Source organism: Klebsiella sp. Lac1 (assembly GCF_009825425.1).
Taxonomy (GTDB): domain Bacteria; phylum Pseudomonadota; class Gammaproteobacteria; order Enterobacterales; family Enterobacteriaceae; genus Klebsiella; species Klebsiella electrica.
The window spans coordinates 319,638-344,697 of sequence record NZ_VJZJ01000003.1 but is presented as its reverse complement, the minus strand read 5'-3'; the positions used below and the strand labels follow the sequence as shown (position 1 = coordinate 344,697).

24 protein-coding genes and 2 pseudogenes are annotated in these 25,060 nt (G+C 55.1%); 13 read left to right on the top strand and 13 right to left on the bottom strand.

The window, feature by feature from the left end; all coding sequences use genetic code 11:
- Nucleotides 1-35 precede the first annotated feature (35 nt).
- From FNY10_RS20640 to FNY10_RS20630, 3 genes and pseudogenes are all read left to right on the top strand, one after another.
- Nucleotides 36-765: pseudogene (locus tag FNY10_RS20640) on the top strand (SDR family oxidoreductase).
- Between the two features lie 114 nt (nt 766-879).
- On the top strand, nt 880-1,470 hold the full coding sequence (locus tag FNY10_RS20635; protein WP_160703230.1) for a YceI family protein: 591 nt from the start codon (nt 880-882) through the stop codon (nt 1,468-1,470).
- 245 nt (nt 1,471-1,715) lie between these two features.
- A pseudogene (locus FNY10_RS20630) lies at nt 1,716-1,847 on the top strand (integrase core domain-containing protein); the annotation flags it as partial.
- A gap of 256 nt (nt 1,848-2,103) precedes the next feature.
- On the opposite strand, the gene FNY10_RS20625 reads toward FNY10_RS20630, so the two are convergent.
- From FNY10_RS20625 to FNY10_RS20575, 11 genes are all read right to left on the bottom strand, one after another.
- On the bottom strand, nt 2,104-3,597 hold the full coding sequence (locus tag FNY10_RS20625; RefSeq protein ID WP_416309033.1) for an EAL domain-containing protein: 1,494 nt from the start codon (nt 3,595-3,597) through the stop codon (nt 2,104-2,106).
- Entirely contained in the window at nt 3,584-4,489 is a 906-nt protein-coding gene (locus tag FNY10_RS20620) for a fimbrial protein (RefSeq protein ID WP_131048627.1), read from the bottom strand. Before FNY10_RS20620 ends, FNY10_RS20625 begins: the two co-directional genes overlap by 14 nt.
- A 17-nt stretch (nt 4,490-4,506) precedes the next feature.
- Nucleotides 4,507-5,010 (bottom strand): fimbrial protein, encoded by a 504-nt coding sequence (locus tag FNY10_RS20615; protein ID WP_100684354.1) that lies wholly within the window; start codon nt 5,008-5,010, stop codon nt 4,507-4,509.
- A 12-nt stretch (nt 5,011-5,022) separates the two neighbouring features.
- A complete protein-coding gene (locus FNY10_RS20610; RefSeq protein WP_131048628.1) occupies nt 5,023-5,553 on the bottom strand; it encodes a fimbrial protein in 531 nt (176 codons plus the stop codon).
- A gap of 10 nt (nt 5,554-5,563) precedes the next feature.
- Nucleotides 5,564-8,200 carry a fimbrial biogenesis usher protein gene (locus FNY10_RS20605; RefSeq protein ID WP_160703228.1) on the bottom strand — a complete coding sequence of 879 codons (2,637 nt, stop codon included), beginning with the start codon at nt 8,198-8,200 and terminating at the stop codon, nt 5,564-5,566.
- 73 nt (nt 8,201-8,273) lie between these two features.
- Nucleotides 8,274-8,999 carry a fimbria/pilus periplasmic chaperone gene (locus FNY10_RS20600; RefSeq protein WP_160703226.1) on the bottom strand — a complete coding sequence of 242 codons (726 nt, stop codon included), beginning with the start codon at nt 8,997-8,999 and terminating at the stop codon, nt 8,274-8,276.
- A 35-nt stretch (nt 9,000-9,034) separates the two neighbouring features.
- Nucleotides 9,035-9,574 (bottom strand): fimbrial protein, encoded by a 540-nt coding sequence (locus tag FNY10_RS20595; protein WP_131048631.1) that lies wholly within the window; start codon nt 9,572-9,574, stop codon nt 9,035-9,037.
- 71 nt (nt 9,575-9,645) lie between these two features.
- Nucleotides 9,646-10,194, bottom strand: coding sequence for a type 1 fimbrial major subunit FimA (gene fimA / locus FNY10_RS20590; protein ID WP_131048632.1), 549 nt, complete (start codon nt 10,192-10,194; stop codon nt 9,646-9,648).
- Between the two features lie 495 nt (nt 10,195-10,689).
- Complete coding sequence (fimE, locus tag FNY10_RS20585; RefSeq protein ID WP_131048633.1) at nt 10,690-11,286, bottom strand: type 1 fimbria switch DNA invertase FimE; 597 nt, start codon at nt 11,284-11,286, stop codon at nt 10,690-10,692.
- Between the two features lie 532 nt (nt 11,287-11,818).
- A complete protein-coding gene (locus FNY10_RS20580; RefSeq protein WP_100684360.1) occupies nt 11,819-12,424 on the bottom strand; it encodes a tyrosine-type DNA invertase in 606 nt (201 codons plus the stop codon).
- Nucleotides 12,425-13,489: 1,065 nt separating this feature from the next.
- Entirely contained in the window at nt 13,490-14,101 is a 612-nt protein-coding gene (locus FNY10_RS20575) for a LysE family translocator (protein WP_141963548.1), read from the bottom strand.
- A 151-nt stretch (nt 14,102-14,252) separates the two neighbouring features.
- On the opposite strand from FNY10_RS20575, the gene FNY10_RS20570 reads away from it, so the two are divergent.
- Both FNY10_RS20570 and FNY10_RS20565 read left to right on the top strand, forming a co-directional pair.
- On the top strand, nt 14,253-14,726 hold the full coding sequence (locus FNY10_RS20570; RefSeq protein ID WP_100684362.1) for an Lrp/AsnC family transcriptional regulator: 474 nt from the start codon (nt 14,253-14,255) through the stop codon (nt 14,724-14,726).
- Nucleotides 14,727-15,113: 387 nt separating this feature from the next.
- Nucleotides 15,114-16,070 carry a nickel/cobalt transporter gene (locus FNY10_RS20565; protein WP_160703343.1) on the top strand — a complete coding sequence of 319 codons (957 nt, stop codon included), beginning with the start codon at nt 15,114-15,116 and terminating at the stop codon, nt 16,068-16,070.
- Here FNY10_RS20565 and FNY10_RS20560 read toward each other — a convergent pair.
- A complete protein-coding gene (locus FNY10_RS20560; RefSeq protein ID WP_131048636.1) occupies nt 16,067-16,573 on the bottom strand; it encodes a MarR family winged helix-turn-helix transcriptional regulator in 507 nt (168 codons plus the stop codon). The two genes, FNY10_RS20565 and FNY10_RS20560, sit on opposite strands and share 4 nt — an antisense overlap.
- A gap of 81 nt (nt 16,574-16,654) precedes the next feature.
- On the opposite strand from FNY10_RS20560, the gene FNY10_RS20555 reads away from it, so the two are divergent.
- Entirely contained in the window at nt 16,655-17,527 is an 873-nt protein-coding gene (locus FNY10_RS20555) for an EamA family transporter (RefSeq protein ID WP_100684365.1), read from the top strand.
- A 95-nt stretch (nt 17,528-17,622) separates the two neighbouring features.
- On the opposite strand, the gene FNY10_RS20550 is transcribed toward FNY10_RS20555, so the two are convergent.
- Nucleotides 17,623-17,835, bottom strand: coding sequence for a YdgH/BhsA/McbA-like domain containing protein (locus tag FNY10_RS20550; protein WP_015585822.1), 213 nt, complete (start codon nt 17,833-17,835; stop codon nt 17,623-17,625).
- A 385-nt stretch (nt 17,836-18,220) separates the two neighbouring features.
- Here FNY10_RS20550 and FNY10_RS20545 point away from each other — a divergent pair, with 385 nt between their 5' ends.
- The 7 genes from FNY10_RS20545 to FNY10_RS20515 all read left to right on the top strand — a co-directional run bounded on the left by FNY10_RS20545 (nt 18,221) and on the right by FNY10_RS20515 (nt 24,994).
- A complete protein-coding gene (locus FNY10_RS20545) occupies nt 18,221-18,547 on the top strand; it encodes an antibiotic biosynthesis monooxygenase family protein (RefSeq protein ID WP_160703224.1) in 327 nt (108 codons plus the stop codon).
- Complete coding sequence (locus FNY10_RS20540) at nt 18,540-18,929, top strand: amino acid-binding protein (RefSeq protein ID WP_160703222.1); 390 nt, start codon at nt 18,540-18,542, stop codon at nt 18,927-18,929. The genes FNY10_RS20545 and FNY10_RS20540 overlap by 8 nt, the downstream gene beginning before the upstream one ends.
- Nucleotides 18,930-18,935: 6 nt before the next feature.
- Nucleotides 18,936-19,637, top strand: a complete 702-nt coding sequence (locus FNY10_RS20535; protein ID WP_160703220.1) for a winged helix-turn-helix domain-containing protein — start codon at nt 18,936-18,938, stop codon at nt 19,635-19,637.
- 481 nt (nt 19,638-20,118) lie between these two features.
- Entirely contained in the window at nt 20,119-20,727 is a 609-nt protein-coding gene (locus tag FNY10_RS20530) for a fimbrial protein (RefSeq protein ID WP_131048638.1), read from the top strand.
- A gap of 93 nt (nt 20,728-20,820) precedes the next feature.
- The gene (locus FNY10_RS20525; RefSeq protein ID WP_100684370.1) at nt 20,821-21,522 is read left to right on the top strand and encodes a molecular chaperone; all 702 of its coding nucleotides are present in this window, start codon (nt 20,821-20,823) and stop codon (nt 21,520-21,522) included.
- 11 nt (nt 21,523-21,533) lie between these two features.
- The gene (locus FNY10_RS20520; protein WP_160703218.1) at nt 21,534-24,020 is read left to right on the top strand and encodes a fimbria/pilus outer membrane usher protein; all 2,487 of its coding nucleotides are present in this window, start codon (nt 21,534-21,536) and stop codon (nt 24,018-24,020) included.
- Nucleotides 24,011-24,994, top strand: coding sequence for a fimbrial protein (locus FNY10_RS20515; protein ID WP_131048640.1), 984 nt, complete (start codon nt 24,011-24,013; stop codon nt 24,992-24,994). Before FNY10_RS20520 ends, FNY10_RS20515 begins: the two co-directional genes overlap by 10 nt.
- Nucleotides 24,995-25,060 lie beyond the last annotated feature (66 nt).

Sequence of the window (25,060 nt, the reverse complement as noted above, 5' to 3'; positions counted from 1 at the left end):
GCCACCCGGCGCTTAGCGTAAACTGGTTTAAGTCTATGCCCCTGGTCGCAGGCGTGTTATTTGCGGAGCGAGACGGGCATAGACTGTGCGTGTGGCTGGCTCGTGAGGGCGTTGAGGTGGCTTTTTGCGCGCGGTGGGCTGAGGATATTCAAAAAACCTGCGGCATCATCACTGTGGAAGGTGGCATCGCCAAAGGGTATCCCTGTGATTTAGCCCGGCCTGAATCTCTTTCTCACTTTTCTGCCCGGCTGTCAGCTTCAGACAAGCTCATCGACATTTTAATCCTCAATGCTGCGCAGCGGTTGTCAGGCACATCTGACGGGTATCCTAAAGCAAAAATTATCACTACCGTCAGTTCAGTCCTGATAGGTTCGATTCTGCTGATGCAGGCCTTGCTGCCCGGGCTACGGCGTTCAGAGAGTGCGGATATCGTCGCGATCATCTCTACATGCGGTATGCCGAATTTTACGGATTCCATTACTCATCCCGCTTTTTTCGCCAGTAAACATAAGATTCGCGGGTTTGTAACTAAGTTGTCACAGCAGCTCCCGGAAGAAAATGTACGGGTTACCGGGCTCTACCCAGCGGATTTCGAACTGACGGGATTAGATACCATTATCAGGAGTCAATCGAGAATGGGGGAGCGTCTGATGAACGGGCGGTCGGTCTGGGAGAGGATGCGTTTTGTGCTGGCTCAACCGCGTAGTTGCCATAATAAGTCACATCTACTTCCAGGGCCCAACCCACGAAGCACTGCAATCGTAGTGGGTGAAATCGAACTTCCCGCGCGCGCAGCACTTCAGGCTAAGTACAAGGGATGATCGAATAAAAAAGAGGGTTGACACGTTTACACGTTAAACATCCCCAAGGATTATCAACATGACGCGTATCGTGCCTGCCATCGACCTGGAATTTCTGCTCAGCTCCTTTTCGTTATATGCCAGCCCGGTTGACTACCTTATCAACACGCAGGAAACCACCATTACCCTCTCCTGGCATGCATTTGGCGATATGTCTGAGGCCACTCTGAGAAATGTAACGGGTGATATCTCACTCAATGCCGGAAACGATAGAGACGACAATATCCATGTTGCCATTCCGGTGGCGACGCTGAATGCCTCTAACCGGCTGTTAACCTATCAGATGAAAAGCGCTCTCTTTTTTGACGCTGAACGCTATCCGAACATTACGTTCACCAGTAGTCGGGTGGTGGCTCTGGGGCAGGGCCATTATCGGATTCTGGGCACCCTGGCGGTTAAGAATGTCGCGCGCCCGGTCATTCTGGATGCCTCACTGAACGGGAAAACCGCCGGACCTGGCGGGGCGGAGAACATTTCCCTGGATGCATCAACAACGATTTCACGCTCAGCATTCAACATGGCCAGTTTCGCGGTGTTGGTTGATGACAACGTGACAATCAATATTGCGATTCAGGCCCGCCTGCACCAGGCACGTCTAAACGTGCATTAACTGGCGCGCCTCTTTTGCTATGAAAGCGCCGCCTGCAAGGTGAGCGCGTTTTGCTTCAGTTGGGAAGCGGGGTTACGCACTGCTTTGTCGTACTGTCATACACCTGCCCGCTGGGGCAATCCGGCGTTTTGCTGTCGCTGTTATCCTCCCCGGCGGCAAAAACTGGAGCGATCGCAACATTTTCGTCGTAAGGGAAAACAGCGGCTGCCAGTGCATAACCCGGCACCACTGGCGACGCCGCAAGCCGGACAGAAATCCTGGATTTTTACCTGTTCAGAACACGGAATGAAGCGCGGGAAATCACACAACGCTGGCTGGGTGAATATAACAGTGAGCGACCTTATGAATCCCTGAATAATCTGACGCCGGAAGAGTAGCGGCTGATGGCTGAAAAAGCGGAAATCTCAAAAAGTGCGTGGAACTAAAACAGGTGTGCTTACACCCGCTGCTGCTCATCGATAACTGGCGGACTACTCCCGTTAGTCCCGCTGCGACGGCGAACCCGGTGCCAGGGGTTCTGCCATCAATCCGCAATGGCGGTTTCAATCGGCATCGGGACTGAGGCTTAAATGAGAATCCCGACCCGGATGGTCGGTTTTTTCATGCCGGGCGGAAGTGGAACTCGAGGGCGACTTATCCGGCAATACTGGTAGGGTGGCGTCCTGGTGAAAAGCGCTGAATAAGATCCTCCAGGTTATCGCCAGTGACCGGCGGTGAGATGAGATAGCCCTGGAAACGATCGATTCCCAACGCCTTCAGCATATTGAATTTTTCCAGGCTATCGACCCCCTCAGCAATGCAGCGACTGCCGGAGAGCTGGCAGTAATAGATCAGGCTCTTGATCAGCGCCAGCGCGTGCGGATCCCGCTGCAGATCGTTCACGATACTGATATCCAGCTTGTACTCATTAAAGCGCACGGTGCGGACCGGAAACAGGACGCTGCTGCGTGAAAAGCAGTCGTCGAGCATGATGCGAAAGCCCTGCTGCTGTAAGTGGGTGATCGTGTCGCCCGTTTTACTGTGCAGGTTAAGATCGACAGTTTCGGCAAATTCCAGTACCAGCCTCTCGCCCTGCTGCGGTTCCTGTAACTGCTGACGCGCCGCCTCCATCATCCGGATAATGTTGGCGTTGGTGGCGATGATCGGCGGGATGTTAATCGCGAAATAATAGTCGCCCGGGTATTGATTGATGTTCTGCACGGCCTCCTGCAGGACGAACGCCGTGAGCAGCAGCCAGGCATACTCCGAGTGTATCTGCGGCAAAAACTCGCCGGGCAACAGCACATTGCTATTGCGTCGCCAGCGCGACAGCACCTCGATGCCCTGCAACATCAGGCGACCATCGGTGATGGGCTGAAACACCGGGAAAATTTGCCGACAGTGAATGGCATGGATGAATTCACGTTCAAAAGCGGAGAGCGCGGCGACCGCGCTCGTTTTCTGCCCTTTGGTGTGGCTGCCGGGGAAACGGCTGGCCAGATGGGGATGATGTTCAACCATCTTTTTCAGTCCTGAGCTTCTCTGGGTGTAGAGGGTTTTGTGACTAAGCCCCCGACGTTGCGCCTGATCATTGATGCTGAATCCCCGCAGCCAGTCCAGCGCGGTACTCAGTTCCGGTTTGCTCACGCCGGCGGCTGGCTTAGCGCAGATGACCCTCTCCTGAGACGCCAGCTGCGCCAGCAGGGGATAGCTTTGCCCGCCGTCGGGCCTGAGCAGCTCCGCCAGCTGTCGGCAGGGTAAATCAGAGGCGACGGCCCGTACCCAGGCCAGATGGCGCGGTCTGCCGACCTGGTGTAACAGCGTTTGCCACAGCCAGTTGGCCGGGCTACGGCTGAGGATCAGCATCGGCAGCGGAACGGCGCTGTGTTTCAGCAGCAGCGCCGCCTGCCGCAGGGTAAGCAGCAGCCAGAACGGATCGTCGGGGAGAAAGACCACGATACGCCTGACGGTCACGATGTCGGGGATTAACAGCGCCTCGTGAAGCTGAGGGAACAGGCGCCTGGGCGGCGGCAGGCCGCCGTCGTCGTCCATCATTGCAGACAACCCCTCGCCAGCCATCGCACACGGCGAGAGGATATAGTCTACCGGCGGGGAGGCCTGCGTCGCATTGCCATTACTGGTAGACAAATGTCACCCCGATAATGGACTGCACGTTCCCCGCCGTCACCTGACCCGTGGTTCGCGCATAGGTGGCGGTTAACCCCAGATTGACCGGCGAAGTGCCGACCGTACCCAGCGACACCGTGCTGTTGGCGGGGACGATGCTGCCGTTACGCGTCATCTGCACGCCAATCCCCTGCGCCGCCGACGTCGACGCGGTATTGCGGAAGACCGAACTGGCGGTATCGGCGGTAGCGCCGGAAAGGTAGTAGCCGAGATTCTGGTTTTGCGCGCAGTGGACCGTGACCGGAACAGCCATGGAGCCAGGATAATCCGGCAGCGTCACCGTGACATCGCGGGCGGAAACATCGCAGCCGCCGGTCGGCACCACCACATCATTGTTGGCGTAAATGTTCCAGACAAACTGATAGGAGTCGCCGTTATAGTTGTTGGTCTGGTGGAGAATCAGCACGGCGATCAGGGAGCCGGAGGCGATCGCTATCCCGCCGGCGGTACTGATCGGCGTCAGATAGAGCACGGTTGGCCAGGGTTTATCGGCGGTTGAATTGTAGATAACCCGCGAGGTTTCCGTGGTGGTAGGGAAGGGGTAGGAGGTGCCGTTATACTTTACGGTACCGGAAAAACTCGACAGCACCCCGCCATAGGCGGAGCCTCGCTGCAGGGTCACGTAGTCGGTAATGGTTTGCGGATAGTCGTTATGGCAGAAGATTTGCGTGGAGAGATCGACCACCAGGTTCTGCCCGACGTTCACCGCTGGCGTCAGGTTGACGTAAACGTTCGCGCTGCCGCCGCCGATGGGGATCGTCGCCCCGGTGGCCGTTTTGCAGGCAAAGGACCAGGCATTCACCGACCAGCCCAACAGTAGCAGCGTGGTCAACAGGGTTATCATTTTTTTCATCAACTTACTCTCCTGATTCAGGCGTAGGTGTAGGTGACGCTAATCACCGCCTGAATGGTTCCCTGAGTGGCGCCGCCGTTGACCGTCAATGCTCTGACCTTCAGCGGGAAGCGGGCGGACTGCGTCGAGTCATCCACCTGCACCGATTTAGTGGCGCCATTGTTCAGCGTGGTTCCGCCGTCATCCTGCAGCTCCAGCTGGATATTGCCGGCGGTCCCCTGGTTTTTGTAATACCCGGTGGCGTCCGCCGTACCGCTAAAGCTGGCGGTGACGCGCGAGGTACCGACGGGGCAGTTGCTCAGATCGAGCGCCACGCCGTGCCAGGCCGAAGCGGCGCCCGCCGGGATCAGACTGAAGGTATACAGGTCGCCGAGATCGACGGTGGCGTTTTTCGTGGAAACCGTGCAGGGTCTGGCGACCACTTTGCCGTTAACGGTGATCCTGATATCGGCCGCCTGCAGGGGAGAGCAGGCCAGAGCCAGCGCGCCCGCCAGAAGCCATTCTCGGGGGATCCATTTCATCTCAACCTCCGGTTACTGAAATTCCAGCGTGAATGTCGCTGTCGCGTTGACGTGCCCGGCGGTCACCGGCACCCGGGTGGCCATCAACCGCGCATAAAAGTTCAGGGTATTGGTCTGCCCGGGCGTCAGAGTCGTCCAGGCGATTGCCGTTGCGGGGGCATTCAGCGGCAGCATCGTCTGCTGACCATTGAGAATCTGCACCCCCATGCCCGCTGCAGCCGATGCGCCGCTGTCCAGCTTCAGCAGGCTGGTATTGTCGTTATCCGCCACGCCGGTAAAGCCCACCTTGACCGCCGTCACCGAACCGCCGCAGGGCGACAGCACGATGCGAAACGGCACCACGGGCGTTGTCGCGCCAATGGTGTTGAACTGTTTAGCGGCGTTATCCATCAGGTCGACGGTAAAGTCTTTCGACTCGCCCGCCACCGCGCAGGCGTTATCCCGGACATATCCGCTGATGGTGAGGGTACTGTCGGCGGCGAACGCGTTGGCGATGGTCAGCGACAGCACGGCCCCCAGCAGATACAGCGATTTGGTCATCATCATTTCTTCCTTAGCGACAGACGGCAGACAGCTGGCTCAGCGCCTGCTGCTGGCTCTCTTGCGGCAGCTGATATTCGGCCACGCAGCTGGCATCGGGGCCTTCACCCCATTTCACCTGTACTTTGCCGGCCAGCGGCATACCGCTCAGGTAAACCTGCCCGTTATCGGCCACGATGCTGCTGCTCTGGTTACTGGCTGAGGTCACCATGGCGCCAAACGGGACCGGCTTGCCATGACGGGTCAGCGTCAGCAGCAGCTTCATCCCGACGTGTGCTTTAAAATCCGCACGCACGATGGCGCCGTGCGTGGGCACCACGCTGACCACCGCATCATCCAGGTCGACGTTGTCAGCCAGCGTGTTGGTGTCCAGCGCCACGCGGTTCTCACGATATTCGGTGGCGTATGGCAACACCGCATAGCCGCGCCAGTCGGTACGTACCCCGGTCTGGTTTTCCACTTTCACGTTGTCGGCCCCCGGGGCTTTAATCAGCACCACCGTGTCGTTCAACGGCTGGCTCAGGGTGATGCCGTTGCCGTGGGCAAGCACGCCGCCGCTCACGCCGTAGTACAGCTGTTTCAGACCATCGCTGCGGCTGTAGCCGACGTTGGCGTTACCGTAGCCGCCACGATAGTTCAGCGCCGCGTATCCGGTGCCGCCGCTCCCGCCGTTGCCGCCGCCGGCATAGCCGGTCTGCACGCTGTAGCTCAGGTTGTTGTCCTCCAGTAGCGTGCCGTACAGCCCGGCGAGGTTGGTCATCCGGCCATCAAGATCGTGCGACATACTGTAGCTGGCGCTGGCGTGTCGCCACGCGGACTGGCTGTCGGAGCGCATCCAGTGGCTGAACGGAATATTGACGTTGACCGCCAGCATCTGATCGCGTCCTTCCTGCCAGGCGTTTTTGGTCACGCTGTAACTCAGGGTCCAGTTGATATCGTCGACGGCGGCGTTCAGCCCCGCCTGCAGCTGTTCATCGGCTTTGCCGCTGCCCCAGTAGCTCTGATGGCTGCCGCTTAAATAGAGCGTGGAGGTACGCCCGATCTGCTGAGTCACGCTGACCTGCACCTTGCCGCGTTTGCTGTAGGCGAGGTTGTAGTAGTCAGTAAACTTCGGCTTCACCTGAATCACGCCATCCTGGGTCACCACGTCGTAGCCGCTCATCTGGCTGTAGGTGGTATCGGCGAAGCTGAAATAGCCGCGCGTGGAGTAGCGATAGCCGACCAGCTGAATGTTGGTGCCCACCTCATTGAGTGATTTGTTATAGAGGAAGCGCAGCGACTGCCCCTGGCGATCGCTGTCATCGGGGAGCGTGGCGTTGGCCTGGGTGATGTCCAGCGATACGGCGCCGAATTCGCCCATATTTTTCCCCAGCCCGAGGTTAAATGCCCGGTAGCGGTCTGCCAGCTGGGTACCGCCATACAGCGTCCAGCCTGCCGGTAAGCCGTGCAGCAGCGTGCCCTGGAAGAAGGTGGGCTTCTCCTGCCGATCGTTGCCGCTGCGGTATTCCCCGGCCGTCAGGGCAAAACGCGTATGGCCTTCACGTTGCAGGACCGGCACGGTGGACCAGGGGACGGTGAACACCTGGCGGGTGCCATCGGCTTCTTTTACCGTAACCTGCAGATCGCCGCCGTTCCCGGCGGCATAGAGATCGTCGATCGTAAACGGTCCCGGCGGCACCGTACTCTGATAGATCTCATAGCCGTTTTGTTTGATCGAGACCTGCGCCGTGCCGCGGGCGATACCGTGGATCACCGGGGCAAACCCCTTTTGGCTGTCCGGCAGCATATTGTCGTCAGAGGCCAGCTGGGCGCCGCGGAAGTTGATGCCATCGAACACGTCGCCGTTGGTATAGCTGTCGCCCAGCGTCAGGCGCGAGCGCAGGGGAACGATGTCCCGCTCGATCCAGCTATTGACGTGCTGCCATTTATTCTCGTTGTTCGATGAACTGCCGCCGCTGCTGTAGCTCCAGGTGGTGTTATCGCGCAGGCGCCAGGCACCGAGGTTGAGGCCGCTTTGCAGATTCAAATACGCATAGTTGCTGCTGCCGCCGATGTCGTTATGGACATTGTTGCCGGTAAAGTTGTAGTTCAGCAGCCCGGCGGTGATGCCGTCATCCCACAGTTCGGGCGGGATATATCCGCGCGCGCGATTGCCCATAAAAGCCTGCGGCACGGTCAAATACAGGCGCTGCTGGCCGATGTCGAAACGGTTGGTCGACTCTTTGATCATCTCCGACATCGGCACGCAGGCATCGGCCGCGAGGGCATTGATGCCGGACACGGCGGCGGTGTTGACGCCCATGCTGGCCAGCTGGCCGCGGGTCAGGCAGGGGGTCAGACCGTGGTGGTTCTCTCCGCTCATGAAGGTCACATCGCGGGTGGTCATAAAGCCGTTATTCAGATAGATATCGACCCGGTAGGTGCCAGGCGGCACCTCCTGACCCTTTTCGAAACCCGACAGATCCGCCACCGCGGCAGGATCATCGGCGAGAAAGCGTGGGTTAAAGTACAGTTCCGCCTGCGCGGAAAAGGCCTGCATGGCCAGTAAAAGGGCAAAAGGGAACCGGGCAAATACGCGAGCCGATCCCGACGCGTGGCGCCGCACATACCGGGCGCCCTGGCGGTCCGATCCATATTTCAGATGTGACATAGTCCCTCCGGTCCGAAGTCGCCCGGCTGTCAGTTCTTTTTATATTTCTGGGGAGAACGCGATTTCCCCGTGGTTATTGCAGTACGCCCTTCATCCGTGGGGTCAGTGCGCCGTAGTCGTTAATCGTCCGGTAGGTGATGTCTCGTCCGGCGTCGGACGGGATTTTTACCGAGGCTTCCCCCATCGGCGGGACCAGCGCATTTTCCAGCACCCGGGTGCCGGCATTGAGTTCGGTCACCGTCAGGTAGTAGGGCGTGGGATTCTTCAGCGTCAGCGTGTTGGCGCTGCGGCGAAACGTCAGCTTCTCCGCCGCCTGATCCGGCGATAGCGCGAGTTTCCCCGGGCGGTAATAGAGCTTGATGCGGCTGATAATCGCCAGCTGCAGCGTGTTATCGCTAAGCTTTGATTTATCCATGGAGGGGATGGCTTTCACGTTCATCCAGAACAAACTTTCCCGATCCTGCGGCAGCGTGTCGTTGGTGGCATCGATAATGCGCAGCGTATTCTCTTTTTTGCCCTGCATGGCGAACAGCGGCGGGGTAATCACAAAGCGCCCGTCTTTTTGACCCCCGGCGTTTTCAACCCACGACTGAATCAGATAGGTGCTGTTGTCGTCATTGTTGGTCACCGCCAGCTGCACCTGTTTTTGTCCGGCGGGATAAATAACCCGGGTGGCTCCCAGCGCCACGCCCGCTTCGGTACACGCAGCGAAACCGGCGGTCGCTATCATCAATAAGCCCGCCAGTAAGCAGCGTGTCATCCCCAGTGTTTTTCTCACGTTTTCCCCTTTTATACTCACCGTTATGTCCTGCATCCGGTATGCCTGCTGGTTAATTACTGATAGGTCAGAGAGAACCAGGCCTGAGCATTTGCGGCTCCGCCGGTAACCTGATGTCCGGTCGCCCGATATTTAGCGACAAAATGGAGCGTGGTGGGGCCGGTATACAGTCGTGACCAGGCGCCCGGTGGGCTGTTGAGCGGGATCAGGCGATCTTCTTTGTCGAACAGCGCGACGCCGATACCGGTTGCGATGCCGGGGCCTTCGCCAACCGAGAGCACGTCCGGATTTTTGCCATCGGCGACGCCATGAAAGGCGACACCAACCCGTTGACTGACGGCGGTGCTGCAATCCTGGAGATGGATATCGAAAGGAACAGGGTCAGTATCTTCCCCTGGCGAATGAAACCGATTGCTGCTGATCTGCCCCATGTTGACCGTCAACTGCTGGTCTCCTGCTTCAACGCGGCAGGATTCGGCAATAATGACGCCCTGAAAGCGCATGTTTCCGCCGGGTAACGTCACATTCCAGTGGTTTCCGGCCAGCGCGAGCGGCGACAGTAAAAAAAACAGCAGGCCAGATTTCATTCCTTGCATCGTTATCACCCCAGTCCTGTTGTTGATAACGGGCCATCCTGGCCCGGCTGCGTCCTTGCGTAATGAGTGAATTATTCGTACTGCACTTTGAAGGTTGCGTCGGCGTTAGCAATACCTGCGGTTGCCGCGCCAGTCGCGAAGTAGCGAGCCTGGAAAGGAATAACGTTGGTGCCGTCGTTCAGGGTAGTCGCCGCACCGAAGGTTGCGCCGTCCAGCGCCAGCGGAGTACCGGTGCTGTCGAGGATCTGTACGCCGACGTTGGTTGCGCTACCAGCAGCAGAGTTCTGCAGCGCCAGAACGGTGCTGTTGGTGCTGTTTACGGCAGTACCGGAGAACGCAACGGAAGCTTTGGTTGCAACGGTAGTATCGCAATCATCCAGCTGGATGTTAAAACCGACCGCAGAGCTGGTGCTGCCTGCAGTAGCGAGTTTGGCTGAACGAACCTGGCCCAGTTGAACGGTCTGATCGATAGAGCCAGCATCAACGGCACAGGCCGCGTTGACCACTTCTCCTTTGAAATGCACTGTGCCGCCATTAACCGTGGTGGTGTCAGCCAGGGCCGCCGCGGAACTCAGAGACAGGGCTGACAGAACAACGATAGCCAGTGTTTTGATTTTCATGCTGTTTTCCTTTAAACAATGTCGATATTACGAACCGAAATTGGCAGTCGTCGTGCCTTCCAGGCATTCCATGTATCAGCCGAATGGTTCGACTGCCGGCTCTGCGCAGTTTTCGCCCAACTGATGAGTCAATTGGGGCCATTTTGACTCATTGAGATAAATATCTAATTTTTATGTTTTTGTAGACTATTTTTGGTTTATTAATCTATTTTGTTTTTGTTTATTAGTTTCATTGTCTGATTTTTTGTTTTGAAGAGTGTCAGTTGTCGGGCGAGGCCAGCGCGGATGAGGTGGCGGGTAAGCGGAAAGGATGGAGAGATAAGTAAAGTTTCTTAAAGGTAAAATGTGATTGTAATCAATCAGATGAAATTAATTTGTGAGAATATATGTACTTGCCGGTTGCAAAAGTTTGCAAAACATTTTTATGATATAAACAGTTTGGCCCCAATTGACTTGTTCGTTTTTAAATTTATCTTTATTTATTAAATAGATAAATCATTTCTTTTGACCGTGAGAATTTTCTTCAAGCAAGTTATTTCTTTCCCATAACCCCGCGAAACGCGCGGCATTGCTGGCGGTATAACGTACTGTATGCCGAATATTGCGATGACCCAGATAATCCTGAATTAAACGTGTATCTGTGCCTCTTTCCGCCAGTTCATAGCCGCAGGCATGGCGCAGCATATGCGGGTGGGTATGGGTAGCGGTTCCGGCCTCTTCTCCGGCGCTACGGATGATCCGATAGGCCTGCTGGCGGGAAAGCTGGGTGCCGCGGCGTGAAATAAAAATCGCATTGGTTTTTTGTGCCGCCTTCCAGCCGGCGCGAACCTGGGTCCAGCGCGCAATCGCTTCCAGCTCGTCGAATCGCAGTGGGTGGATGGTCGAAAATCCATTCTTCAACCGACGGACGTTGATGCGGCCCTCATTGAGGTCAAGATCGCGATAGTGCAGATCCAACAGTTCGCTGATGCGCATCCCGTGACGAAAGGCCAGCAGGATAAGGCAATAATCCCGCTCTCCGGTTGGTCCCTGCCGTGCCGCCTGCATCATGGCCTGAACTTCTTTGGCGGTAAGAAAACGACGTCGATTCACAACAATGCTCCTGAAATTAATTTGCACGAAGACAGCGCCCTGAAGCAATTATCAGGACGGTTAAAAAATAATCCGCAGTGTGACGGGCGTATTATATAAAGGCACAGATACAGTTCATTCTTCACGTTGCCATAAGGTTGGAACTGTAAAAATAGATGGTCACATTACATTTACACATAGTTAAAATATAGCCAGACGACAATTCTTATTTTTATAGATTTTATGACATATCACAACAGGAGCATCAAGGCTTCTCGCCAGGTACATCAAATCACAAGGAAAAAAGTTAATCAGGGGATGGGTTTAGACAGAAAATATAATGCTGAATGGTTTTATCAGACAATAAATAACGAACTTAAATCCTGAGTATTTACAAGGGTATCAAGCGGAAGCGGATTATGAATGAAATAAGAACTTGCGGGAACAATAATCGTAATTAGCGTATGGTTAATATTGATTAATGTGTTCGGCTGCTGTTCATTTTCACACCATCGACAGTATCGGGCGTCAACTCCTTTTGACGCCCGGAGCATCATTGCAAAATGCTGTTACGTTGCTTCTGTTTGGCATTGTCCCAGATGCCGTAAAAGCGCCCGGCATTGCTCGCCGTATACCAGACGGTATGGCGGATATTTCGGTGGCCGAGGTAGTCCTGAATAAGGCGGGTATCGATGCCCATATTCGCCAGCGCAAATCCGCATGAATGGCGAAGCATGTGGGGATGAATTTCAATGGTTAATCCAGCGGCGCCTCCGGAGGAGGATATAATCTGGTAAAACTGTTGGCGGGAAAGAGGATTGCCTTTACGCGATAAAAACAGCCATTCACTGTCGGCATGTGGATAGGTTTTTCGAATATCCAGCCAGTTTTTTAGTGCCTGAATCTCTTTATTCAGTAAAGGATGGGTAGTGGAAAAACCTTTTTTAAGTCGATGGATATAAATACACTTAGAGCGTAAATCAATATCGGATATTTGCAGGCGACAAATTTCGCTGGCGCGGAATCCATGAATAAAACAGAGTAATGTCAGACAATAATTGCGGGCAGCATGTGCCCCGGTATTCGCTGCTTTAAGAAGCGACTCAATCTCATTCTGAGTAAGGAAGTTCCTTTTTTTGATATCGGCATTATTCTTCATTATATTCCCTTTTAATTGCAGGCGTACATTACGAACTATTCGTTGTCGTCAGGTCAGTATTGTTGTCCAGTTGAACATTTTTTCTCTTATATTTCGCCATCGCGCCAGGTACTTTTAAAACGTGTCACGCACTTCAGCTCGTAGCAAGCTGAACCGGGTCATCAGAAGGCAGGTAGTGAGTTGAATCATGAAGTATCTCCACGTGCTGGAACGGACGGCTTCATGTAACGCAATGAATTAAATATTCTTTTGTTAAACAATGATGCTGTTCCTGGGGGGTAGCCTGTCCCGATCATTCTTCATTCCTCCTGGTTGCGAACGCCGGGGATACTGAGGCGCAGGGCCTTGCTCCGACGCCAGCCCTACGGATATCAACATCCTTATACATACCGCTGTGCCAGGAGATATCGCGATTTGCGCATCTCTCAGCAGAGGGGGATGGATAAATCATCTCCGGGTTCTCCCTTGTCGCCGCGGCGCAGGTTGAATGATTTTCGTGTCTGATCTGCTAATAATTAAATGCTCGTTAAACCGCGGCCATTCCTCACTAAAGTGAATTCCGGCTGTGGTCTGGTGAATATTCTGCGAAGCACTTCGCAGAATGCGAAGAACGATATACTCGCCTGGATAGCATTCACCGCATCACTACAACAGCGCCTAAACCATACTGCAAAATTATGTTTGAGAATAGTCATAATAAGCCCGCAGACCTCAGCGCTCCCTCGCCGCAGGGCTTAATTTCGCTAAAGGAGTAGGGGGCGATTTGGTCAGCACGGCGCGCTGAAAATGGAGAAGGCTATGGATTTACTGGAGTGATTTGACTCCTTTCGCTTGCGATGGCTAGCTATCCCATTGTTTGTTAAGCAGCGGTTTTGCGATTTTATGGAGGTTACTGGAGTTATCTGGAGTCCTTCACCGGTAGCGGAGGGAAACGGTGTTTTTCACGGCAAATAGATGCAAAATCTCGTTGCGAAATATTCAGCCGGGGCGATGGCCCTCCTGTCGGGAGGGCACAAATAACTTAAACTGAGGTCAATCTATTTTGTTCATCCCGGGTCTGCGGCTTTATTTCAGCTGGCTGTAGAAGAGTAAAATAGCTATCGCGACCATCATTGCTCCGGAAATCATGCTGACCCTTCTTGCCGCTGCTGGCCGGTGGGTTAATAGCCTTTTTGACCCGTAGCCAACCAGAAAATAGATCAGTGTGCAGGTCAGCAGGTGAATACTGCCCAGAGCCGACATTTGCAGCGCCAGCGGCCAGCGTCCTTCAGGATCGGTAAATTGGGGCAGCAGGGCGAGGAATAAGAGAAAGACTTTTGGATTCAGCCCGCTAATACATAACCCTTTTAGCGCCCAACGGTTCCAGCTTCCGGCCTGCTGCGGTGCGGCGTCAGGCGTGGCGGGATGCCGCAAAATCGCGATCCCCAACCACAGCAGATAGGCCGCGCCCAGCAGAGTGATCAGCGACAACACCAGCGGGTGACTGGTGACGGCCACGCCGATCCCGGCGATCACGATCATGGCCGCCAGCAGATGCCCGGACATCAGCCCGACAACCGCAGGGAGCACCCGTTGTCCGTGTATGCCGGCGCTGATGGTGTAGGCCCAGTCGGCGCCGGGCGTGATGATCAGCAGGAAAGAGACCACCCAGAATCCGGCGATAAAACTCATCTCCATGATCGGTTCTCTCCACCGTGTTTTAAGGTCTTGCGCATAACGATCCCCCGTCTGTATCCGTATTCTGTTGAGGAAAAGAATATCGGGATTTACGGGAAATAAGCTTTCAATGTTATGCTGAAAATAACCTTTTTAAGAGAAAATCTTCCAAATGGATAGCATAGATCGAAAAATTATTGCTGAGCTGCAATCCGATGGTCGTCTGTCGATTACCGAGCTGGCTGAAAGGGTCAATTTGAGCCTCTCGCCCTGTCATCGACGGCTGCGGGCTTTGGAGCAGGAAGGGGTTATCACCGGCTATCGGGTTAACCTGGATCCCCTGAAAATGGGCTTTAATTTCCTGGCCATCGTGTTTGCGACCTTAAAAGAAGGCGATAAAAAAGCGGTGAGCGCGTTTGAAGAGGCGGTTGAAGAGATCCCCCAGATCGTGCTGGCCCAACGGCTGTTTGGCGATCCGGACTACCTGATGCACGTGGTCACCCGGGATCTCCAGGCGTTTCAAAAACTGTATGACGACAAACTCTCGGCGATGCCCGGCGTGCAGCATTTGCGCTCGACGCTGGTGATGAAAACCGTGGTGCAGGATCGTCCCTTTCCGCTGGAAAGCGTAAACCTGACGCGTTGATCTGCCCGCTGGCAGGCGGGCATTGCTGCTAAAGGGCGAGATGTTGCGCTGAATCTTAAGGGGCGGGCGCGGCAACCGCGCCCTCGATAAACGCAGGGTCATCAGGGAGATTGGCGGCAGAATAGCGATGCGTTCATCGGCTGGCAGCAGACGACTCAGAAAGGTACGGGTGGGTCATCCGTCGGGAAATCACAGGACAGCGAAGAGCCGGGCTGCCTGTCGATTTTTTTCATTCGATTTCCATCAACTGCGTATACTTTGCATAAACGTTGACCACCCAGAAGAAGGGGAACTCTTCTTTATGAAAGCGGCTCTCGTGGCTGTCTGGTGGCGCCGCTTGTCGCCACCGCCGGGCGACAATTCAGATTCACTTAATGGTAAAAAATGATGACAACTCGCATGCTTACCCGTGACTGGCGTCTGCTGTCGCTGGGGTTACCACTGCTGGCGCTGCTGTGGGCCGGACTGACGCTGTATGCACACTGGGGGGCTTTTTTACAGTGGTGTCTGGCGACGCAAATTACGCTCCATCGCTACCTGGTGATGTATCTTTTGCAGCTTAATAACCATCAGTATAGCGGCGGAATGTGGCTGCTGGGTGGCGCATTCCTTTATGGGGTGCTGCATGCCGTTGGCCCCGGGCACGGTAAATTTATCGTCACCACCTACCTCAGCACCAACAAAGAGAGCCTGCTGGCGGCGCGGGTGGTGCCATTTCTTGGCAGCCTGATGCAGGGGGTGAGCGCTATCCTGTTTGTGTTTATTCTGGCCGTCGGGCTGAATCTTGCATCCGGCGATCTCAGCACCAGCCGCTGGTACGTAGAGAAAATCAGCGCCCTGATGGTGGGGGCGTTTGGCGCATTTGTGATTTATCAAACGCTCAAAAGCCTGCGGCCGCGAAAAATGACGATCGCGACGCTGACTCCGCTGCATGAACATAGCGAAAACTGCGGCTGCGGGCACCATGGCGTTGGCCGCGAGCTGGCGAATGTTGACTGGAAAACCCGGCTCGGCGTGGTCCTGGCCATCGGCGCCAGACCCTGCAGTGGGGCGATAATGATCCTGCTGTTTTCCAATGCGCTGGGCATCGTCAGTTGGGGAATTGCCGCGGTCATGACGATGTCGCTGGGGACAGCATTATCGATTCTCGGCCTCTCGCTGGCAGTACGCTATGCGCGTGAGCGGGCGGTCAGCCTGGTGGCCTGGGATGACGGTCGCCTGAAATGGCTGCTGCCGGCGGTAAAAATTGCCGGCGGCGTCCTTCTGATGCTCTTTGCCTGCGTGCTGTTTCTGACCGTAGTCCCGATGAGCGCCAACGGCGATTATATTGCAGCCGGTTGCTAGGGCCCTTCCAGCAGGCGCATAAAGACCTTGAGCGCCTGATCCAGCTGCTGGCGCTGCTCTGCGGAGAGTCCAGCCAGCAGCTGGCGTTCGTTTTCCACGTGGCTTTCCACCGCCTCATCGATCCGCGCGCGTCCCGTTTCAGTCAGGGCGACCAGCAGGCTTCGCGCATCGTCAGGGTCGGGTAAGCGGGTAATAAATCCGCGTTTTTCCAGCGCCTTAAGCCGATGCGTCATGGTGCCAGAGGTGATCATTAGCGTAGAGAAAAGCTGGGTCGGAGAGAGGATAAACGGCGCGCCGGACCGGCGAAGGGTGGCCAGCATGTCAAACTCCCAGCGCACCAGATCGTGGCGAATAAAGGCGGACTCGATGCGCGGTTCCAGCAGGAGAGTACAGCGCTTCAGGCGCCCGATGGGGCCCATCGGGCTGCAATCGAGATCCGGGCGCTCCCGTTGCCACTGTTCAAGAATCCGATCTACGGCGTCAGCCTGGGATGATTTGTCCAATTGTGCTCACTTATCTTGATATCAAGATATTTATCGATACATACTTTGGCCACTAATTTACCTTGATATGAAGATAAAATCATGACCTTTTTCTCACGCTCGCCCGTTATCGATTTGCTGTTGACTGCCCTGGCCCCGGCTATCTGGGGGACGACCTACATTGTCACCTCCCAGTTTTTGCCGCCGGACAGACCTTTTATTGCGGCGCTACTGCGGGTGCTGCCCGCAGGGATCGCGCTGCTTATCTGGTGCCGCCGTTTTCCTCTGCGCAATGAGTGGTGGAAGCTTATCGTGACCGGGATCCTCAATATTGGCGCTTTTCAGGCGCTGCTGTTTATTGCCGCTTACCGTTTACCCGGTGGGCTGGCGGCAGTGATTGGGGCCATTCAGCCGCTGCTGGTCATGATGCTGGCATGGTGTGTCGACAGGCAGCGTTCGCCGTGGGTGGCGGTGCTCTCGGCCGTGACCGGCATTATCGGCATGGCGCTGCTGCTGCTGTCGCCGCATACGGTGCTGGATCCGCTGGGGATCATGGCGGCGTTTTCAGGGGCGGTCAGCATGGCGCTGGGTACCTGGCTGTCTCGTCGCTGGGCGATTTCGCTGCCGGTGGTGGCGCTGACCGGCTGGCAATTGCTGACTGGCGGCGTGGTGCTGGCTCCCGTGGCATGGCTGGTGGATCCGCCGCTGCAGGGGGTGACGTTGACTCAGGCGGCAGGCTATCTGTGGCTTTGCGTGGCTGGCGCGATGATTGCGTACGGGCTGTGGTTTCGCGGCATTAGCCGTCTCCCATCGGTCGCTGTATCCGCGCTCAGCCTGCTGAGCCCGGTAACGGCAGTGCTTCTGGGATGGATCTTTCTCGGTCAGAAGATTGAAGGGGTCGCGCTGGTGGGGCTTATCGTGGTGTTGCTGAGCGTGCTGTCGATACAGCGCGCCTTAACAAAAAAAGCCCCATAAAGGGGCCCGACATTGCTAGGGGGTTAGGGGGCGGTGGGAGCGAAACCAGCCGCCGTCTGGCGGCCTGTCCGGCAGCTCCCTCTGCAACCATTCTCTTATTTCGACAGCTCAGCGGTCATATGAACCTGGTTACCGGTATAGGCTTCGGTAATGTGGTAAGACGCGCCTTGATCTTTAGCGATGGTCGCAATTTTCGCTTCTGCGCTGTCGAGGGTATCAGCCGTTACGCTGACCGGGTGCTGAGCGAAGCTGGCGAAAGAAACCAGAGAGAGCATACCGGCGGCGGCAAGTAATTTTACGTTTTTCATGGTGTTTTTCCTTTTAACTTTTCAGGTGGAAAGCGTGGTGCTTTCGATGTGCTTATAATAAGCCTGCTAATTATAAGCGGGGTGGCAAAAAGTGCGATTTAGATCACACTTTCATGTCAGTAAGATGACTAAATCTTGAAGGTATTTTTATTTTTTAATTAAAAAACAACGTGTTGCTCTGTTCTTAACGGGTGTTATGAATGGAAAAATATTGTTATCGCTATGTGCTTTTTTTGAAAAATTACGCAAAGGGATTGCCTGAATGAATGTACGGGCGGCCTTTTTCCCGCTTTCCTGGGATGGGCATACTTCGTTTAGCAGCGAAGTATTGGCCTGTAGGGATACGATAAAGTGGCGTCACTGTGGATTGAGGAAGGACGACACGATGATTGCGGTACTCTTTGAAGCCAATGTCACCCCGGCAAAACAGGCCCGTTACCTGGCGCTGGCGGCGGAGCTGAAGCCGTTGCTCGCTACGCTTGACGGCTTTATTAGCATTGAACGTTTTCAAAGCCTGACCACGCCGGGCAAGATCCTGTCCCTGTCCTGGTGGCGCGATGAACAGGCGGTGCGGGCCTGGAAAAACAATCTCTGCCATCAGGCGGCCCAGCAGGAGGGGAAAGCGACCCTTTTTGCCTCTTACCAGATTCGCATTGTGCAGGTCATTCGCGCCTGGGGCTCAGAAGTGCGGGAGGAGCGCGGCGATGTATGATATTCATGTGATTCTGCCAGATAGTCCCGGCCAGCTGGCGCGGTTAGGTCACACGCTGGGGAAACATGGCGTGGGACTTGAAGGGGGAGGGGTTTTCACCGTCGGCAAGCAATGCCATGCCCATTTTCTGGTGACCGAGGGGGAGCGGGCCAGAGCGGTGCTGGAGCAGGCAGGGATCCCGGTAACGGGCGTTTACCTGCCGCTTATTCGCCGCTTAAAACAGGAACAGCCCGGCGAGCTGGGGGCGATAGCCCACGCGCTGGCCGCCCACGGAGTGAATATCCTGACGCAATACAGCGATCATGCTAACCGTCTGATTCTGGTGACCGATAACTTTCCACTGGCGCAGGAAGTCACGCGTTCCTGGGCCACGACGTTGTGAGGCGTTATGCTAAAACCCGCCCATGTTATTGAAGATGATGAGTCGCTGGCCGTTGCCATCACGGCGCTGGCATCTGCCATGGCCGATGCGTCACAGATGAAAATGCTTTGTGCATTGATGGATGGGCGCGCGTGGACCGCGACGGAGCTGGCGACGGTGGCCGAGGTCTCGGCCTCGACCGCCAGCGCCCATCTCAGCCGTCTGGTCAGTTCCCGTTTGCTGGTTTGTCTGGCGCAGGGGCGGCATCGCTATTACCGGCTGGCGGGCGCCGATGTCGCCGGACTGCTGGAGAATATGATGGCGATGGCCGGAAAAAGCGCCATTGTGCTGACGACCCGGACCCCGGCGAATCTGCGTACCGCCCGGACCTGCTACGATCACCTTGCCGGTGAAGTGGCGGTGGCTATCTATGATTTTCTGTTGCGCGAGGCGTGGATCGTGCCGGACGGTAGCGCGCTGACAGCATTCGGCGAGACGCAGTTTGCCCGTTCAGGCATTATCTTGCCGGGCGGGAACCGGCGCAGGGTATGCTGCGCATGTCTGGACTGGAGCGAGCGGCGTTTCCATCCCGGTGGCGCCGTGGGGGCCGCATTGCTGGACCATGGTCAACGAAAAGGCTGGTTCACCCTGACGCCGGGATTTCGCGAAGTAAGTATCACCCGCGCAGGCCGGCTCGCGCTGCGCCAGCACTTCGACCTGCAGCTGTAGCGGGCCGCTCAACGTCAGATGGCCAGGATTAAAAACTTTTTTTACCAGCTTTATGCTATTTCAGTAACCCACCTCTCAGTATTATTCAGAGTGTTCTCTATAGTCATGGCTTCGTATTATTTACCATGATAATTCCCGTTCGAAATATCTCCCTCGCGCCTTGTCCCTTCTGATGTAAACAATCTGAGTGTTGTTTTTAACTATTGTTTCATGGTTATTGATAATTTAAATCTATCATGGGGCCGGTGTAACAAGTTATAAGCAAATGTATATTTACCAACGAAAATAGCATTCTTTGACGCCGACAGCATTAACGGATTCTTTACGGAATTCGCGTCCTGACGCCTTAAATATTGCGGCTTCCGGTCAGTCGAAGTTTCTATTCACAGTTGCACAAGTGAGCATCGCATAACGCTTCTGACTCTGTGCAGATTTACTGTTGGTTCATTGATATAAAACTCACTCTGACAAGGAAATGGCAATGAAAAAGGTTCTTCTCTCTGCAGCGATGGCAACAGCATTTTTCGGTATGACCGCGGCGAATGCTGCTAATACTACCGTGGGTGGTGGCCAGGTTAATTTCTTCGGTAAAGTTACCGATGTATCTTGTACTGTTTCCGTCAACGGTCAGGGTAGCGATGCTAACGTATACCTGTCTCCGGTTACGCTGACCGAAGTGAAAGCTGCCACCGCAGACACCTACCTGAAACCGAAATCGTTCACCATCGATGTTTCCAACTGTCAGGCTGCCGACGGTACTAAGCAGGATGACGTGAGCAAACTGGGCGTGAACTGGACCGGCGGTAACCTGCTGGCAAGCGCAGCGGGCAAGCAGGTTGGCTACCTGGCTAACACCGAAGCGGCTGGCGCGAAAAACATCCAGCTGGTTCTGTCTACTGACGCTGCGACCAACCTGAGCAACAAAATCATCCCGGGTGACAGCACTCAGCCTAAAGCTACCGGTGATTCTTCTGCCGTTCAGGATGGCGCACGCTTCACTTATTTCGTTGGTTACGCGACCAGTACTCCGAATACTGTAACTACCGGTGTGGTTAACAGCTACGCGACCTACGAAATTACTTACCAGTAATTATCGCCAGAAATAAAACCGCCTTGTTCCAGGCGGTTTAAAACAATGATAAAGCGGCCATTGCTGCCGCTTATTTTTTCTTCTGAGGTCAGCATGAAGCATATTGTCCTTTTTTTCTGTTTCATTTTTAGTTTTGCGGCCAGTGCCAATAATATTATTGTCAACGGCACCCGCTTTATTTATCCGGGAAATGAAAAAGAAATAACGGTACAGCTTTCTAATACCGCAGACCGTCCGGCGCTGGCGCAAGCCTGGCTGGATAACGGCAATGCCGATGCTACGCCGGATACGATTACCACACCGTTTATTATTACGCCCCCGATTTCACGCGTCGATGCAAAGAGCGGCCAGACTTTACGTATTAAATTGGGTAGCGCCGCCGGACTGGCGCAAAATAAAGAAACGCTGTGGTGGCTGAATCTGCTGGAAATCCCGCCGGTAGAAGCTAATAAAAAAAATGAAGGGCAGAACATTCTGCAACTGGCGATCCGTTCGCGCTTTAAGTTCATCTACCGTCCTGCCGGGCTGGGTAACCGCGACGCGGCGCCGGAGAAATTAGCGCTTTCAGCCAGCGGGAGCAGCCTGTCAATCAGCAACCCTACGCCATTTTATCTCACCGTAAGCCGTATTTCCCGCGATGGCAGTCAAGCCCTGAACAGCAAAACGGTGATGCTTGCTCCGCAGTCCAGTCAGACCGTGGCCCTCTCTTCTTCCGTGAGCCGAGGCGAGACCCTGACTATCAATAATATCAATGACTATGGCGCAGATGTGGCAGTGAAAGTAACCGTTAAATAAGGGACACTATCATGAAGCAGAGGTCTATCTGCCCGGGAAGATTAAGTACAGCGATCGCCGTGGCGCTGTTCTGCTTTCCGCCATTTTCCAGCGGACAGGAAAGCGCGGGAACGGTTTACCAGTTTAACGATGGTTTTATCGTTGGTAGCCGGGAAAAGGTCGATCTGTCTCGCTTCTCCGCCAGCGCCATTACGGAAGGGACCTATTCGCTCGATGTGTATACCAACAATGAGTGGAAAGGGCGCTATGAGCTGAATGTCACCCGCGATAAAGATGGCAACATGGGGGTCTGCTACACCCGTGACATGCTTGAGCGCTATGGCATTTCGGCAGAAAAGCTCAATCCTCAGCTCAGTCAGCAGGAAGGTTACTGTGGACGTCTGAAGGAGTGGCGTAATGAAGAAAACGTCAAAGATAACCTGATACAGTCCTCTCTGCGGCTGGAAGTTTCCGTACCGCAAATCTACGAAGATCAACGCCTGAAAAATTTTGTCAGCCCGGAATTCTGGGATAAAGGCATTGCGGCGCTCAATCTTGGCTGGATGGCGAACACCTGGACCAGCCACAGCTCAGCGGCGAACGGTTCGGATAACAGCAGCGCCTATCTCGGCATGAATGCCGGTCTGTCGTGGGATGGCTGGCTGCTCAAGCATATCGGCAACCTCAACTGGCAGCAGCAGCAGGGGAAGGCGCACTGGAACAGCAACCAGACCTATCTTCAGCGCCCGATCCCGCAAATCAACTCGATTGTCAGCGGCGGGCAGATATTTACCAACGGCGAATTCTTCGACACCATTGGCCTGCGTGGGGTCAACCTGTCAACCGATGACAACATGTTCCCGGACGGGATGCGCTCCTATGCACCTGAAATTCGCGGCGTCGCGCAGAGCAACGCCCTGGTGACGGTGCGCCAGGGCAACAATATTATTTATCAGACCACGGTACCGCCGGGGCCTTTCACTTTGCAGGATGTTTACCCGTCCGGATACGGTAACGACCTTGAGGTTTCGGTAAAAGAGGCCGATGGATCGGTGCAGGTCTTCAGCGTGCCGTATGCGTCGGTGGCGCAGTTGCTGCGTCCCGGCATGACCCGCTATGCGCTGTCGGCCGGTAAAGTCGATGATAATTCGCTGCGCAATAAGCCTATGCTCTACCAGGCCACCTGGCAGCGTGGCCTGAGCAACATGTTTACCGGCTACACCGGCGTGACGGGTTTTGATGATTATCAGGCGTTTTTGCTGGGTACCGGGATGAATACCGGTATTGGCGCGCTGTCATTTGACATTACCCAGTCGCGGTTGAATAGCGATACCCTTGATGAAAAAGGGCAGAGCTATCGCGCCACCTTTAACCGGATGTTTACCGATACCCAGACCAGCATCGTGCTGGCGGCGTACCGCTACTCCACGAAAGGCTACTATAACCTGAACGACGCGCTGTATGCCGTCGATCAGGAGAAGAACCGCAATAGCAACTATACCCTGTGGCGGCAGAAAAACGGGATGACCTTCACCGTTAACCAGAACCTGCCGGACGGCTGGGGCGGTTTTTATCTCAGCGGCCAGATTGCAGATTACTGGAACCGTTCGGGTACCGAGAAGCAGTACCAGCTTAGCTACAACAATATGTTCGGCCGCCTCTCATGGTCAGCCAGCGCGCAGCGTGTGTATACGCCGGATAATGCCGGCCACCGGCGTGACGATCGCATCTCGCTGAACTTCAGCTATCCGCTGTGGTTTGGCGAAAACCGCACCGCCAACCTGACGTCGAATACCTCGTTTAATAACTCGCGCTTTAGCAGCTCGCAGATAGGGATCAACGGCTCGCTGGATAGTGAGAACAACCTCAACTACGGCATTTCAACTACGGCGGCGAGCGGTGGTCAGCATGATGTCGCCTTAAACGGCAGCTACCGCACGCCGTGGACCACCCTTAACGGTAGCTATAGCCAGGGCGAAGGTTACCGGCAGAGCGGGCTGGGTGCCAGCGGGACGCTGATCGCCCATCGTCATGGCGTGGTGTTCTCACCGGAGAGCGGCAACACCATGGCGCTGATTGAAGCCAAAGATGCCGCAGGCGCTATGTTGCCAGGCTCGCCGGGTACCCGTGTCGACAGCAACGGCTATGCCATCCTGCCTTATCTGCGCCCGTACCGGATTAACGCCATCGAGATCGACCCGAAGGGCAGCAAGGATGATATTGCCTTCGATCGTACCGTGGCCCAGGTAGTGCCGTGGGAAGGCAGCGTCGTGAAGGTCTCGTTCGGCACCACGGTACAGAACAACATGACGATTCAGGCGCGTCAGGCGAATAACCAGCCGCTACCGTTCGCAGCCAGCATTTTTGATCCGAGCGGCAAAGAGATTGGCGTTGTCGGCCAGGGCAGCATGATGTTTATCAGCGATGCCAGCGTTCAGCGCGCGACCGTTAAGTGGAGTGGCGGACAGTGTTCGGTAAATTTAAGTCAGGCAAAAACAAAGGAAACGCTATGTCGCTGAGTAAACGACTGACACTTTTTATTGGCTTGCTGGTGCTGGGAACCACCTCTGCCTGGGCTGCCTGTACCCGTGGTCCGGCACCTACGGTTCAGCTGGATATGGCCATAGGCAGAGTGGTTGTGAATCCTGACTTAGCCGTGGGGAGCGTCATCGCCACACAAAACTGGACTATGCCTGCGGGAACTGGCGTTAACTATCGATGCTCCGGTACCACCGTTTTCAAAGCCAGCATTGTTGCTCCAGGGGTCACTGACCTGGGAAACAAAGTTTATTCCACCAATGTACCTGGCATCGGACTGCGTTTCAGTCGCGGTGGTTCAACAGTCAATATTGTCTATCCCGGTTCGTTTACGACAGGGGGGGGGAATTTTTCTCTTGAAGGGTCGCGTTTTACGCTGGAGGTCATTAAAACCGCGAGCGTCACCGGCAGCGGTACGTTAGCGGCGGGCAAATATACCTCCTATGACTGGGAATACGGTAATAACCCGATCCTGGTGACGTTTCTGAGCGCCAATGCCATAACCGTGGTTTCGCCGTCCTGTTCGGTACTCAGCGGGAAGAATATGAACGTTGATGTCGGGACCATTAAGCGCAGCGATCTGAACGGCGTCGGCACTTACGCCGGCGGCAAAAATTTTAATATTGAGCTGCAGTGCAGCGGCGGGCTAAGCGCATCCGGTTATGCCAATATCGAAGCCTCATTCTCCGGTACTCTGGCAACCGGCACTACCGTCACGCAGGGAGCGCTGTTGAACGAAAAAGCCGGTAGCTCTATTGCCAAAGGGATTGGGATCCAGGTACTGAAATCTGGCGCGCCGGTTGAGTTCAACAAAAAGTACAATATCGGTACCTTAAACAATCAGGAAACTCGCTACATCACGTTGCCTTTCTTTGCGCGTTTTTATCAGTATGCGGCGGCCACGAGCACCGGCGAGGTGGAATCGCACATGATCTTTAACCTGACGTACGATTAATTCAGGAGGCGGGCATGAAGCAATATGGATGTGGCACATATAGCCAACAATGCATCAGGCTGGCCG

Coding starts and splice junctions, on each gene's coding strand:
- FNY10_RS20635 (WP_160703230.1), top strand. CDS start 880: ATGACGCGTATCGTGCCTGCCATCGACCTGGAATTTCTGCTCAGCTCC.
- FNY10_RS20620 (WP_131048627.1), bottom strand. CDS start 4,489: ATGAAAAAAATGATAACCCTGTTGACCACGCTGCTACTGTTGGGCTGG.
- FNY10_RS20615 (WP_100684354.1), bottom strand. CDS start 5,010: ATGAAATGGATCCCCCGAGAATGGCTTCTGGCGGGCGCGCTGGCTCTG.
- FNY10_RS20610 (WP_131048628.1), bottom strand. CDS start 5,553: ATGATGACCAAATCGCTGTATCTGCTGGGGGCCGTGCTGTCGCTGACC.
- FNY10_RS20605 (WP_160703228.1), bottom strand. CDS start 8,200: ATGTCACATCTGAAATATGGATCGGACCGCCAGGGCGCCCGGTATGTG.
- FNY10_RS20595 (WP_131048631.1), bottom strand. CDS start 9,574: ATGCAAGGAATGAAATCTGGCCTGCTGTTTTTTTTACTGTCGCCGCTC.
- fimA (WP_131048632.1), bottom strand. CDS start 10,194: ATGAAAATCAAAACACTGGCTATCGTTGTTCTGTCAGCCCTGTCTCTG.
- FNY10_RS20580 (WP_100684360.1), bottom strand. CDS start 12,424: ATGAAGAATAATGCCGATATCAAAAAAAGGAACTTCCTTACTCAGAAT.
- FNY10_RS20575 (WP_141963548.1), bottom strand. CDS start 14,101: ATGGAGATGAGTTTTATCGCCGGATTCTGGGTGGTCTCTTTCCTGCTG.
- FNY10_RS20570 (WP_100684362.1), top strand. CDS start 14,253: ATGGATAGCATAGATCGAAAAATTATTGCTGAGCTGCAATCCGATGGT.
- FNY10_RS20565 (WP_160703343.1), top strand. CDS start 15,114: ATGACAACTCGCATGCTTACCCGTGACTGGCGTCTGCTGTCGCTGGGG.
- FNY10_RS20555 (WP_100684365.1), top strand. CDS start 16,655: ATGACCTTTTTCTCACGCTCGCCCGTTATCGATTTGCTGTTGACTGCC.
- FNY10_RS20550 (WP_015585822.1), bottom strand. CDS start 17,835: ATGAAAAACGTAAAATTACTTGCCGCCGCCGGTATGCTCTCTCTGGTT.
- FNY10_RS20545 (WP_160703224.1), top strand. CDS start 18,221: ATGATTGCGGTACTCTTTGAAGCCAATGTCACCCCGGCAAAACAGGCC.
- FNY10_RS20540 (WP_160703222.1), top strand. CDS start 18,540: ATGTATGATATTCATGTGATTCTGCCAGATAGTCCCGGCCAGCTGGCG.
- FNY10_RS20535 (WP_160703220.1), top strand. CDS start 18,936: ATGCTAAAACCCGCCCATGTTATTGAAGATGATGAGTCGCTGGCCGTT.
- FNY10_RS20530 (WP_131048638.1), top strand. CDS start 20,119: ATGAAAAAGGTTCTTCTCTCTGCAGCGATGGCAACAGCATTTTTCGGT.
- FNY10_RS20525 (WP_100684370.1), top strand. CDS start 20,821: ATGAAGCATATTGTCCTTTTTTTCTGTTTCATTTTTAGTTTTGCGGCC.
- FNY10_RS20520 (WP_160703218.1), top strand. CDS start 21,534: ATGAAGCAGAGGTCTATCTGCCCGGGAAGATTAAGTACAGCGATCGCC.
- FNY10_RS20515 (WP_131048640.1), top strand. CDS start 24,011: ATGTCGCTGAGTAAACGACTGACACTTTTTATTGGCTTGCTGGTGCTG.